The following is a 12,556-nucleotide window of genomic DNA, read 5'->3' on the forward strand; positions in this document are numbered from 1 at the left end:
CCAATTTACGGCCAGCGGTCCTCCAGGTGCGCGGCGATCAGGGCGGCGTGCGACAGCGGCGCCGACAGGTCCGCCACGTCACCGTTCGTCGTGTAGTCGAGCAGCACCACGTCGCCCGCGGCGCTCAGCTCTTCGAGCGCGGCGACCTCGGGCGCGGCCCGGTGCTCCAGGACCCAGCGGTACGTGGGCAGGTAGATGGCCCGGCGTGCCTCCTCGTAGCCGAGCAGGCGCTTGCCGGTCAGCCCTTCGCGGTGCCCGCGCACGGGCCCCGACTTGCGGACCGTGCGCTTGAGGCCGGCCATCCGGGCCACGTCGAGCTTGGCCGGGTCGACGTCCTCGTCCTCGAAGACCTTCAACGCCTGCCAGACGCCCTCCACCGACTGCGCCGTCACGTCGGGCGTGAACGGCACCGGAATGCCGCCGTGCGGGTAGAACGGGCTCAACCGCACCCACGGCCGCGGTCCCTTGGACGTCACGTCCACCACCGCCGCCCCCGGGTGCGCCTTCGCCAACCACGCCGCTCCCCGCCGCCTGCTCGCCACGTGCACCGCCATCACCACTCCCCCTCCTCGATGCGCCGATGGTGCCAAAGGGGACCGACAATCCCGGCCCGCGCGCGGTCCACTGGGGACGGCCGCGACGGGCGGGGTCCGGCCACCGGGAATTCGGGTGCGCGGCCGGTCGGCGGGTGTTTGCATCGCGGCATGCCCATCGACCAGCACCTGCTCGTCCTGTTCACGCTGACCACCGTCGTCGCGATGATCACGCCCGGCCCGGACATGCTGTTCGTCCTCGGGTGCGGGATGCGCGGCGGGCCGCGCGCCGGCCTGCTGGCCACCGCCGGCGTGGCGACGAGCGAGGCCGTCCACGTCGTCGTGGCCGCCGCGGGCCTGGCGGCGCTGTTCGCCGCGGTGCCGGTGGCGTTCACCGTGGTCCGCACGGTCGGCGCGGCCTACCTCGTCTACCTGGGCGTGCAGGCCATCCGCCACCGGGGGCGGACCGTCGTCGGCGAGGAGGTGACGGGTGGCATGTCCGGTCGCCGAGCCTTCCTCACCGGGATGGCGACCAACCTGCTCAACCCGAAGATGGTCACCTTCACCATCGCCTTCCTGCCGCAGTTCATCAACCCGGACCTCGGCCGGGTGTGGCTCCAGTTCGCCATTCTGGGCGCGATCCTGATCGCCCTGGAGTTCCTGGTGGACGGCGCGGTCGGGGTGCTGGCGGGCCGCATCGGCGGCTGGCTGCGCCGCAGGCACGCCGCCCGCCGCCGGATCGACGTCGCGACCGGCGGGGTCTTCATCGGGCTGGGCGTCCGGTTGGCCGTGGAGCGGTGACACCCGCCCGGGACGGTGGGGTGACCGGGGGTACCACGTGATGACTCGACCGGCGGCGTCCGCGTGCCGCAGGACGAGGGGTGTACGACCGTTCGGGCGATCGATCCGGCGGCCGACCACGACCCGGTGATCACCACGACCACCATCGGCTGACCGCCACCGGCACGCGCCCGACCGTCCACTGTGGACGAATCGGCGCGTGCCGCCGCCGTGCGGACCGGCGGTGTGCGGTTGCCCACGGTTTCCGGGTCGCGCTCGGTCACGAGCACCGGCGCGGACCAGCCGAACACCGCGACGACACCCCCGCGTGATCGCGTCCGCCGCCCGGCCCGACCCCCGCAGCGGTTGCGGGCCGGGCCGCGCCTTGCCAGGGTGGCGGTTCGGGGTCCGCGCGGTGGAGCTCGTGCGCCGAAGATCCTCGGGAGTGGCCGGCCGCGACCCGCGCGCGTGCACCCGGTGTGACGACGAGGAAGGGTTCACGTGGCTCAGACGGTTCGTGGCGTGGTGGCCCGGGGCAAGGGCGCCCCGGTCGAGGTGACCGAAGTCGTGGTGCCCGACCCGGGACCCGGTGAGGCGGTGGTGCGGGTGCAGGCGTGCGGCGTGTGCCACACCGACCTGCACTACCGGGAGGGCGGCATCAACGACGAGTTCCCGTTCCTGCTCGGCCACGAGGCCGCCGGGGTCGTGGAGCAGGTCGGCGACGACGTCACCGGTGTCGCGCCGGGCGACTTCGTGGTGCTGAACTGGCGCGCGGTCTGCGGCGCGTGCCGGGCGTGCCTGAAGGGCAAGCCCTGGTACTGCTTCAACACCCACAACGCGACGCAGGCCATGACGTTGGCCGACGGGACGCCGCTGTCCCCGGCGCTGGGCATCGGCGCGTTCGCCGAGAAGACCCTCGTGCACGCCGGGCAGTGCACCAAGGTCGACCCGCACGCCTCGCCCGCCGTGGCCGGGCTGCTCGGCTGCGGCGTGATGGCCGGGTTCGGCGCGGCGGTGAACACCGGCAAGGTCGGCCGCGGCGACAGCGTCGCCGTGATCGGCTGCGGCGGTGTCGGCGCGGCGGCGGTGGCGGGCTCGCACCTGGCCGGCGCGACGACCATCATCGCCGTCGACCTCGACCCGCGGAAGCTGGCGTGGGCGCGCGGCCTGGGCGCCACGCACACCGTGGACGCCGGCACGGAGGACGTGGTCGCCCGCATCCAGGAGCTGACCGGCGGGTTCGGCGCGGACGTGGTGATCGACGCGGTCGGCCGGCCCGAGACGTGGAAGCAGGCGTTCTACGCCCGCGACCTGGCCGGCACGGTCGTGCTGGTCGGCGTGCCGACCCCGGACATGCGCGTCGACATGCCGCTGATCGACTTCTTCTCCCGGGGCGGCGCGCTCAAGTCGTCCTGGTACGGCGACTGCCTGCCCTCCCGCGACTTCCCCTACCTCATCGACCTGCACCGCCAGGGCCGCCTCGACCTCGACGCGTTCGTCACCGAGACCATCGCGCTCGACCAGGTCGAGGACGCGTTCGCCAAGATGCACCACGGTGACGTGCTGCGCTCGGTGGTGGTCTTCTGATGGTGCGCGTGGACCACGCCGTGACCAGGGGCACCTTCAGCCTCGACGGCCAGACCTTCACCGTGGACAACAACATCTGGGTCGTCGGCGACGACACCGAGTGCGTGGTGCTCGACGCGCCGCACGACGTGGACGCGATCCTGCGGGTCGTCGGCGGGCGCGAGGTGAAGGCGATCCTCGCCACGCACGCCCACGACGACCACGTGCGCGTCGCGCCGGACCTGGCCCGCGCGACCGGCGCGCCCGTGCTGCTGCACCCGGCCGACCGGGTGCTGTGGGACCTGATCCACCCGGACGCGAAGCCGGACGGCGACCTCGCCGACGGCCAGGTGGTGGAGGTGGCGGGCGTCGCGCTGCACGTGCTGCACACACCCGGCCACGCGCCCGGCGCGTGCTGCTTCCACGCGCCCGACCTCGGCGTGGTGTTCACCGGCGACACCCTGTTCCACGGCGGGCCCGGGGCCACGGGCCGGTCGTACTCCGACTTCGACGTCATCATCGACTCGATCTCGCGCCGGCTGCTGACCCTGCCCGGCGACACCGTCGTGCACACCGGGCACGGTGACGACACCACCATCGGCGCGGAGGCGCCGCACCTGGGCGACTGGATGACCCGGGGGCGGTGACCGGGCGGCGTCAGTAGATCCGGGTCGACGTGTAGACGAGCGTGAAGCCGGTGTTGGTGAGCGCGCCGGCGGCGTCGAAGCAGGCGAGCCAGATCGAGGCGTCGTTCGCGTAGCTGTAGTCGTTGAGCTGCGTGATGCTGCAGTGCGTGCCGACACCGCTCGCCGTCACGTGCGCGGTGCTGCGGATGTAGCCGTTGGCGAAGTGGGCCTTGTACTTGCCGGTCGCGGTCCGCTCCAGCGTCATCGGGGCGTTGCCCGACGCCCAGCGGGTGGTGATCGCCGGAGCGGGCGCGGACGGCGAGTCCTCGGCCACGAGGTAGTCGCCGACCGGTTTGCGCGGGTCGTCCAGCAGGTTGTGCTCGACGGTGGACGCGGCGGTGAACGCCGTGTCCACCGGCGAGCCGTCCGGCGCCGTGCAGGCCAGGTCGGCGAGCCGGCCGCGCCTGCCCACCACGCCGCAGTGGCGCGGCGCCGGACCGACCGCGGTCACCTCGACCGCGCCGCCCGCCGAGCCGGGGAAGTCCGCCGTGTAGCGGCCGACGCCCGTCCTGGTGACCGCGCCCGCGTTCACGCCGTGCCGCCGGTCGGGCACGAAGGTCGGCGCGGTGGGCTGGTCGTCGAACACGAACCCGCGCCGGGACGACGCCGACCCGGCCACGTACCGCACGAAGAACGGCACGTCGGCGGGGTTGCCCGCGCGGTCGAAGCACACGACGTCGACCACCTCGTCCGCGCCGTCCTGGAACCACGTCGACGGCTGGCAGGACACGCCCGGCTGGTAGCCGACCTTGCCGCCCCACGCGGCGTAGTCCTGGGCCGTCACCTTCACGCTGCCGCCGGGCGCGCCGACGGCGGGCAACCGGATGCGCTGCCGGCCGACGGCGACGTGCGTGGCGGTCGGGTAGCCGGCCGCCGGCGTGGTCATCTCCCAGGGGCCGTAGGTCCAGTTCGCCTCGTTGTTGTCGGGCACGGTCGGCCCGGACAGCGGGCGGGTGGTCCCGATCGCCGCGTCCACCGACCAGACGCGGACGTGCCCCCACGTGGCGGCGGTGACCTCGATGCGGGGCGTGGTCGTGGTGGTGGTCCGCGGATCGCCGGGGTGTCCGGGGTCGTCCGTGGCCGGTTGCCCGTCCTCGGTCACGCGACCACCCGGCGTGGTGGCGTTCGGCGGCACGGGCACGGGCGCGGTCGGCGTCGTCCCGTCCGGCGCGGTGGTCGTCGGGCCGGGTGCGACACCGGTCCGGCCCGGTGGTGGCGGCCCGGCGAGGGTGGTGGTCGGCGGCATGGCCGTCGCCTCCTCCCGGCTGCCGGACGCGGACATGGTGGCCAGCACGAGCCCCGCCACCGCCGCGATCGACACGACACCGCGCACCACGGCCGGGTTCTCCTGCACGAGCCGCAGCAGCTGAGCGCCTCCCGGCGTGCTCGCCAGCACGTTCACGCACGCGTCCCGCACGGCCTTCGCCGACGCCACCGCCGTGCTGCCCACCTCCGCGACCCGCGCCGCCACGGCGTCGGCCGCGGACAGGGACGACCTGGCGGACAGGTGGCCGATCTCCGCGTTCAGCTCGCGCACGCGGGCCGCCAGCCGCTGGTCCTGGTCGTCCCGGCTCAGGCTGAGCGCACCGGCCAGCACCTCGGCGGCCTGCCGGCTGTTGCCGTCGTTGAGTTGGCACACGGCCAGCGCGTAGCGGAACGAGACCTCCTCGCGCACCGACCCGGCGCCGATCGCGGCGCGCACCCCGAGCCCGAGCACGACCGCCAACGCACCCCAGTGCCGGGTCCACGCGAGCGCGACGGACGCCGTGCGGGCCAGGGCCAACGCGGCCTCGTGCTGCTCGGTGTCCAAGGCCCGCTCCAACGCCCGTCGCACGACGTCGAGCTCCGCGGCGACGGCAGCGGGTCCCGCGCCCGCCGCCCACTCCGCGAGGCGTGCCACGAGCGGCACGAGCCCGGTCCCGTCGAACCGCGTCACGACGTCGCTGACGCGGTAGCGGCCGTCCTCCCGGTGCGCAAGGCGCGTGCGCGCCAGGACGGCCGCGCCCTCGCTCTCGGGCACTTCGCAGACCGCGGTGAGCAGGGACGCGCCCCACCGCACGTCCCCCAGCGCCACGAGCGGTCGCAGGGCTTCACGGGCCTCGTCGGTGAGCGAGCCGAGGACGATCGCGACGGCCTGCTCGACCGCCTCGGCGCTGGACACGCCCTCGGGCACCGCGCCCACGCGCCGGGCCGAGTCGCGCACCGCGGCGCGTTCGAGGACGTCCAGGGGGTTGCCGCCGCACGCCCGCCAGTCGCTCTCGACCTGCTCCGCGTCCACGACGTCGCCGAGTTCGTCCCGCGCCATCGCGAGCGCGTCCTCGAAGGGCAGCCCGCCCAACGGCCGCCGCCGGCCCGCCACCCACAGGTCGTCGCGCCGGGACGACAGGACGAACACGCTGCGGGGCATGGCCGCCAGCAGCAGGCGCGCTTCCTCGGGCGGCAGGTCGACGCCGTCGAGCACGACGAGCGCGCGGACGCGGCCCAGCTCCTTGCGCGCCAGGCCGGCGTCCACGACCGCGTCGTCCGCGACCTCGAAGCACTCCTGCACGAGCTCCCGGATCGCGTGCGCGGCGGTTCGGAACCCCTTGGCCAACCACACGGCGCCCACGTCGTCGCCGAGCAGGCGCCCGGACAACGCCCCGGTGTTCACCGCGTGCTGGAGGAGCAGCGTCTTGCCGGAGCCCTTCGGTCCGGTCACCACCACGTGGTTGCCCGAGGCGACGGTGTCGCGCACGAAGGCCAGGTCGTCCGCGCGGCCCCGCAGCGGCGCGCGGGGAGTCTGCCGGAGGGTCGCCGGGAGCCGCCGCCGCACGAGGTCGCCGCGCCGGAGCGGACGCCGCCGGTCGACCACCTGGTGGACGTGGATGTCCTGCCCGGCCTGGAGGACGTAGGCGCCCCTGAACGCCCACACCCGCTGGCCGGGCGCTCTCCGCCCGTTCCAGGGCCATCGCCGAGTACCCACCGCACGTCATCGTCCTACGGACACGCGCACGACGGCCCGCAACGATGCGGCCCCCGCACAACAGTGACCACGTTCCGCCCAACGGACGACGCCGCGCGCTCCCAGCGACCGGCTCGACGTGGCCGAAGACGGTGATCCAGGCCGGGCGTGAGCAGCCCGACCGGGCGGTGGGCACCGCCGAGCCGCGGGCTCAGCGCGGCGTGGTCGGGCACCAGGGGGCGCGGCGGAGGTCGACGTCGTGGCGGTTCGGGTAGTCGCCGCACGACGCCAGCACGGTCGGCGGCTTGCCGTCGGCCACCCGCAGCACGGCCAGGAACTTGTCGATCGGCACCTGGCCGCCACCGAAGTCGATCACGCCGCTCTCCCCGGACAGCGCCCGCGCCCCGCCGATGTCGCTCATCTCCTTCCAGATGTGACCGGGCGAGACCGGGATGTCCCCCAGCTGGATCATGGCGTGCACGAACAGGTACAGCGCGTCGTAGGTGAGGGCGGCGTGCCCGTCCAGCGACGGGTTCGCGTCACCCTCGCACTCCTCCGGCACGAGTTCGCGCAACGTCTGGTGCATCTCCGTGGCCGCCGCGCAGCCCTGCGCGCCGATCGCGAACGACACGTACTCGAACGGGATCTCCGGGTGCTGGCCGCGCAGCGTGTCGTCGGCGGCGTAGCGGGCCACGTCGTCACCGGCCAGCAGCATGGGCGGGTCGCTCTTGCACCCGGCGCTCACGCCGTCCATCAGCTTGCCGAAGTCCGCGGGCCGGCCCGCGAAGAACACCACCTCGTCGTCGCCGACGTCGCACAGGCCCTGACCGAGCCGCCGGGCGTCGGAGCCCTGCCCCGCCGACACCGGCCGGTACGGCTCCTCGCGCACCCGCAGGCCCTGCTCGCCGAACCGGAGCGCCACGTCCAGGCGCAGGTTGGCCGCGTAGGAGTCCCCCTCGTCGCTGGAGTGCACGATCACCACGCCCCGCTTGCCCGGGTACGCCGAGCGCACGTGCCGCGCCGCGACCTGCGCCTGGCGGTCGTTGGTCGGCGAGACCTGGAAGTACATGCGGGACGCGGTGGGCATGGCGTCGTCCGACAGCGTCGCGGCGACCACCGGCAGGCCGACCTCGCCGAGCACGGTGATCGTGTCCCTGGTCGGCTTGCTGCTCAACGCCATGCCGAGCACGCCGATGACGGTCTTGTCGCGCTCCAGCACCGTCCGCAGCACCCCGGCGACCACGCCGCCGTGCTGCATGGCCGAGCCCGCGTTGCCCAGCAGCACCCGGATCAGCGGCTCGTCGGAGTCGGTGCGCTCCAGCAGCCGCGCCTGCCGGGCCGCGACGCCGACCAGTCGCGCGGTGTTGCTGGTCAGCACGTCCCGGCTCGTGCCCATCGCGGACACGTACACCACGGTCGCGTAAGGGCGGTTCCGGTCGCGCTCGTGCGCCGCCAGCACCTCCCGGTTCTGCCGCACGATCAGGTCCTGGATGGTGTTGAACCGGCGCAGGTCCTCGTCGTCGGCCGGCCCGAACAGCGGCACCGGGCCGGTGGTGACGCCCACGCAGTCGTCGCCGATGCGCTGGACGGTGTGCGCGTCGGGGTTGTCCCGGGCCAGGCCGCAGTGCTCGAAGCGCCACCGCTCGTCCGCGGTCACGACGTCGCGCACGTGCCGGTAGCCGACCGTGGCGACCGACGCGAGCAGCAGCAACACCACCACCGTGAGCACCGACGTGCGCGACCAGACCGGTGGCTGCCGCACGGACAGCGTCGCCGTGGGCGGCACCTCGCCGCGCACCACGGTCACGTCGGGCACCCGCAGCGGCAGGAACCACGCGGTGGGACGGCGGGCGCGGCTGTCGGTGGCGAGCTTGCGCGCCCACGTCTCGTAGGCGTGGCTCGCCTGGCCGACCGGCGCCGGTTCGCGCTCGGCGGTGGTCTCCGCGTCCGGCGGCACCTTGGCGCTGCCGCTGATGATCACCAGCGGGTCGAACGCGCCGGTGTCGTTGCGGACGTCGTTGATGATCTTCAGCACGGCGTAGCCGCCGTTGTCGCGGCGGATGCCGTCCAGCAGCACCACCGGGTACACCGTGCGGCGGGCCGACCTGATCCGCCACCACGACCGGCGGTAGGCCCGGCGCACGTCCTCCAGGAACGCGTTGACCAGCAGCTTCGCCAACTGGCCGGTGTCCTCGCGCGGCTCGGCGCTCTGGCCGGGCACCAGCGCGGAGGTCAGCCGCTCGGCGAAGCCGATGAACGTGCCGGGGTCGTGCGGCGCGAGGTAGGGCTGGCGCAGCAGCCACCGGTACTCGCTGCCCGGCACCAGCCCGCGCAGCTTCGCGCGGAACAGGAAGGACGGCACGAGCCGCACCACCAGCCGCACCCACCACGGCGCGGTCCCGGCGGCGTCGTCCAGCACGTCCTTCAGGTCGTCACCGCTGCGGCGGGCCAGATCCCGCTCCCGTAATCGGGTCAGCAGGGTCGCCGCCGACTCGGGGTCGGCGCCGTCCACGCGCTGGTTCATCAGCCAGTAGACGAGCTCGAAGCGGCGGAACTCGTGCTTGCCGTGGCGGTCGTTGGCGCCGTGCGCCAGCTCGCGGGCGACGCGCACCAGCACCGAGCCGACCGCTTCCAGCGCGCCCGGCTCGGGCGCGCCCTCGTCCGGTTCGGCGAAGCGGTGGTAGGCGTGCGGCACGCGGCCCGGGTGCGCGCCGCGCAGGTGCGCCTGGAGGGCTTGCAGCAGCCCGTCGGCCTGCTCGCCGCGGACCAGGCAGACCAGCGGGATGCCCCGGTCGCCGCCCGCCCGCGCGCCGGACCGGCGGCCGGGCAGCTCGCCGAACCGCGGTCGTTCGGTCAGGTCCTGCAGGAGCTTCACCAGCTCGTCCACGACCTCGACCGACGAAGAACGTTCCCCTGCACCGTGTTCGGCCACCGGACTCCTCGTGCGGACCAGCCTCGTCGCACCCTCACCGGCGTGACGCAGGACGTCCGACTGTAGTCGTCCGGACGGTCCGGTTCGGGCGTTTTCCCCGGGAGACCCGCACGTCGCCGCACTCTTGCGGACTCGGCGGCGCGTTGTCCGGCATCGTCCGGAGAACGGGCGGAACGGGCTGCGCGACCGACTCGCGCCGCTCGACCGGTTCGGCCACGAGGTCGGCCGCCCCGGCCCACGATTCCGGCCGACGCGCCCGAGCCGCGAGCGGTGGCGCACCGGGTGCGGCAGCCGGAGCGGCTGCGCCGGCACACCGTCGGCCGGGCCGGGCAGTGCCGATTCAGCGCGGCCGAGGGGCGTGGCGTTGCGCGTGCTGTTCGAGCGGGTGGAGACGGGCGGCGGGGTCGCCGCCGTGAACGCGCTCGGGCCGGCGGGACGGGCTCGGAGGTGACCCTGCGTCCCGCGTCCGCGCCGTTCGGGCGGGTCTTTACCCACGTCCGCAGCCGTTTTGACACGATCGGGGGACACGAACAACACACAGTAGTCAGAACTCAAGTAAAACGTGACGAGAGTCACCCATTGCTGCCCACGCCTTGCCTCCGCAAAACACGAACGGTTACGTTCTCGGCCGCAGATCACGGTTCCATCACCGAAGGGACACGGGCCCGACATCCCCCGATACGGCCCGCGTCCACCTGGATCCCCCGCCAGGTCCGGTGACGGAGTTCCCCGACCGCAGGAGGCTGCACCCTTGGCTCGGCACGTCCGTCACAAGAACAAACGTGGGCAGACCACGTTCCAGGTACCCCCGCCGCCCCCCGGTTACAAGGGCGCGCACCGGGCCGAGGCGGAACGGGTCCTCCCGCGCCGCATCGCCGGTGTGGCCGTGGCCGTCGGCATCGTCTCCGGCGCCGGGGCCGCGGCCCACGCGATGACCGGGACGTTCAGCCCGGTGGCCGGCGGCGCGGACCTCGGCGGCGTGCCGGACGACACGGCGCGCACCGGCAAGGTCGACACGGTCCACGCGGTGGACCTCGGCTCGGAGACCGCCCGGATCATCCGCCAGGAGCAACTGGCCGCGCTGCACACGTTCAACCAGGCCAGCGGCATCGCGCAGGACGGCTACGCGGCCCGCAAGGCGGCCGAGGAGCAGGCGGCGCGGGAAGCGCGCGAGGCCGAGGAGGCGCGCAAGCCGCCGAAGCAGCGCCAGATCGAGGGCTGGATCCGCGAGGCGATCGGCGTCCTGGCCGCGAACGGCACCCCGATCGACGAGAGCAGCGTCGACGAGATCTACACGATCATCATCAAGGAGTCCAACGGCAACCCCAACGCCGTCAACACCTGGGACTCCAACGCCGCCCGCGGCACACCGTCCAAGGGCCTGATGCAGTGCATCGACCCGACGTTCCAGACCTACAAGATCGCCGGCTACGACGACATCTACGCGCCGGTCGACAACATCATCGCGGGCGTCCGCTACACCTACGCGCGCTACGGCGGCTTCGCCCGCCACCCCGGCCTGGTCGGCATCAACGCCGGCACCGGTTACGTCGGCTACTGATCCCCCTCGGCGGGCAGCGGGCGTCGCACAGGGGTCCCCTGGGCGGTCGGGAGACCCCTGTGCCCCGGCGGTCAGCCCAGGCGGAAGTCGGCCACCCGGATCGCCGACGGCGTCGTGCCGCTGGAGCGCTGCTGGTACTGGAACGACAGCACGCCGTCGGTGGCGACCCTGGACGTGTCGACGTTGACCTCGCCGAACGCGTTCATCGACGGCCGGTCGAACACCAGGGTCCAGTCGGTCCACCCACTGGCCCTGCTCGCCGACACGATCCGCCCGCGCGGCATCACCAGGTAGGCGTTGTCGTCGCGGTCGAAGACCAGCTTCGTGCGCTGGGTGCTGCCCGGGGCCACCGGGACCTCCCGCTTGGTCCACGTGCCGTTCGAGCCGCGCACGACGTGGAACACGCGGCCGTACTGGGCGCGCTGCTGCGAGTAGTTCGAGACGCACTGCGTGAACCGGCCCGGCACGTAGCTGATCACCACGTGCGGCGTGCCCGCCGAGTCCGCGTTCTGGCCCTCCTGGTTCATCAGGCCGTGGTTCGGGTCCAGCGGGTCGGCGACCAGCCCCGGCGAGGTGATCGAGACGCGCGTGCCGCCGGTCGTGCCGACCACCGCGCCCGCCGCGTTGCGCCACGTGCGGCCCCGGTCGTCGCTGTAGACGTAGCCGGTGTCGTGGTTGGTCAGGCCGCCGGAGTTGCACAGCACGCCCGCGTTGCCCTCGCGCCAGGTGAACGCCGCGTGCAGCCGGCCGCGCCGGTCGTAGGTCAGGCCGTGCAGGTACATGTTGCGGGTCGTGGACACGACGCCGTTCGGGCCCTTGTAGTCACCGGTGGCCGACGACCACGCGCCCAGCCGCCGCCACGCGCCGCCGGTGTACTCGGCCAGCTCGTTCACACCGTTGCCCGACCCGCCGGTGCGATAGCTGAACTGCAACGCGCCCTCGGGCGTGACGACGAACTGCGGGTAGGTCATGGCTCCCAGCTCGACGCCGCCCAGCGTCCGCTGCACGGCCCCGAACACCGACGCCGACCAGCTGTGCGAGCCCGGTTGGGACGCCAGTCCGGCGACCGACCTGGTGTAGAAGACCCGCGTGTTGTGCGTGTCCATGGCGACGTGCAGGGTGCCGTCCTGGGGCGAGATGCCCAGTGAGATCACGTTGTGCGAGTCGTTGGTGCTCAGCTGGTGCGGCAGCACCGCCTTCTCCCAGTTGCCGCCCAACGCCCGCCGCGCGATCACGGGGTTGCGGCCGGAGGTGTACCAGGCCGCGTACTGGTGGCCGTTGTAGGTGATCAAGGCGTCCTGGAACGCGTTGTTGTTGACCAGGCCGTCGTAGGAGACGAAGTACAGCGCCGACTGGTCGAGCAGCGTGTCGGACAACAGGGTGACGCCCGGCGCGGCGTGCGCGACGCCGGGCTGGACCAGGGACGCGGCGAGCACGACGGCCGCCGCGAGCGGTGCCTTCCTCATTGAAGACCTCGGAGGAGTTGTCGGGAACGGCGGCGGACCCCGACTCTGGCACAGCCGTGAAACGTTTCACAACGCCGTGCCCGACGGGCCG

Annotated in this window: 8 protein-coding genes; 4 read left to right on the forward strand and 4 right to left on the reverse strand. The window is 73.6% G+C overall.

Annotated elements, in window-relative coordinates:
* Nucleotides 1-5: 5 nt before the first annotated feature.
* Nucleotides 6-554 carry a DUF6939 family protein gene (locus tag ACIQMJ_RS11585; RefSeq protein WP_499760879.1) on the reverse strand — a complete coding sequence of 183 codons (549 nt, stop codon included), beginning with the start codon at nucleotides 552-554 and terminating at the stop codon, nucleotides 6-8.
* Nucleotides 555-704: 150 nt separating this feature from the next.
* Between ACIQMJ_RS11585 and ACIQMJ_RS11590 the strand changes: the two genes are divergently transcribed.
* From ACIQMJ_RS11590 to ACIQMJ_RS11600, 3 genes are all read left to right on the forward strand, one after another.
* Nucleotides 705-1,334 carry a LysE family translocator gene (locus ACIQMJ_RS11590; protein ID WP_499760880.1) on the forward strand — a complete coding sequence of 210 codons (630 nt, stop codon included), beginning with the start codon at nucleotides 705-707 and terminating at the stop codon, nucleotides 1,332-1,334.
* Nucleotides 1,335-1,814: 480 nt separating this feature from the next.
* Complete coding sequence (locus ACIQMJ_RS11595; protein WP_499760881.1) at nucleotides 1,815-2,900, forward strand: S-(hydroxymethyl)mycothiol dehydrogenase; 1,086 nt, start codon at nucleotides 1,815-1,817, stop codon at nucleotides 2,898-2,900.
* Nucleotides 2,900-3,526 (forward strand): MBL fold metallo-hydrolase, encoded by a 627-nt coding sequence (locus ACIQMJ_RS11600; protein WP_499760882.1) that lies wholly within the window; start codon nucleotides 2,900-2,902, stop codon nucleotides 3,524-3,526. The genes ACIQMJ_RS11595 and ACIQMJ_RS11600 overlap by 1 nt, the downstream gene beginning before the upstream one ends.
* Before the next feature lie 10 nt (nucleotides 3,527-3,536).
* Here ACIQMJ_RS11600 and ACIQMJ_RS11605 read toward each other — a convergent pair whose 3' ends face one another.
* Both ACIQMJ_RS11605 and ACIQMJ_RS11610 read right to left on the reverse strand, forming a co-directional pair.
* Nucleotides 3,537-6,527, reverse strand: coding sequence for a hypothetical protein (locus tag ACIQMJ_RS11605; protein WP_499760883.1), 2,991 nt, complete (start codon nucleotides 6,525-6,527; stop codon nucleotides 3,537-3,539).
* A 190-nt stretch (nucleotides 6,528-6,717) separates the two neighbouring features.
* Nucleotides 6,718-9,438, reverse strand: a complete 2,721-nt coding sequence (locus ACIQMJ_RS11610; RefSeq protein WP_499760884.1) for an ABC transporter substrate-binding protein — start codon at nucleotides 9,436-9,438, stop codon at nucleotides 6,718-6,720.
* A gap of 751 nt (nucleotides 9,439-10,189) precedes the next feature.
* On the opposite strand from ACIQMJ_RS11610, the gene ACIQMJ_RS11615 reads away from it, so the two are divergent.
* Nucleotides 10,190-10,999: a transglycosylase SLT domain-containing protein gene (locus ACIQMJ_RS11615; protein ID WP_499760885.1), complete on the forward strand. Its 810-nt coding sequence runs from the start codon at nucleotides 10,190-10,192 to the stop codon at nucleotides 10,997-10,999.
* Between the two features lie 71 nt (nucleotides 11,000-11,070).
* Here the strand turns inward: ACIQMJ_RS11615 and ACIQMJ_RS11620 are convergent, their stop codons facing one another.
* Complete coding sequence (locus tag ACIQMJ_RS11620) at nucleotides 11,071-12,465, reverse strand: BNR repeat-containing protein (RefSeq protein WP_499760886.1); 1,395 nt, start codon at nucleotides 12,463-12,465, stop codon at nucleotides 11,071-11,073.
* Nucleotides 12,466-12,556: the final 91 nt, after the last annotated feature.

The sequence above is a fragment of the Actinosynnema sp. NPDC091369 genome, assembly GCF_044757065.1.
GTDB lineage: Bacteria > Actinomycetota > Actinomycetes > Mycobacteriales > Pseudonocardiaceae > Actinosynnema.

What these genes read in the sequence shown, in the direction of transcription:
- ACIQMJ_RS11620 (WP_499760886.1), bottom strand. Translation starts at nt 12,465, where the DNA reads ATGAGGAAGGCACCGCTCGCGGCGGCCGTCGTGCTCGCCGCGTCCCTG.
- ACIQMJ_RS11585 (WP_499760879.1), bottom strand. Translation starts at nt 554, where the DNA reads ATGGCGGTGCACGTGGCGAGCAGGCGGCGGGGAGCGGCGTGGTTGGCG.
- ACIQMJ_RS11600 (WP_499760882.1), top strand. Translation starts at nt 2,900, where the DNA reads ATGGTGCGCGTGGACCACGCCGTGACCAGGGGCACCTTCAGCCTCGAC.
- ACIQMJ_RS11590 (WP_499760880.1), top strand. Translation starts at nt 705, where the DNA reads ATGCCCATCGACCAGCACCTGCTCGTCCTGTTCACGCTGACCACCGTC.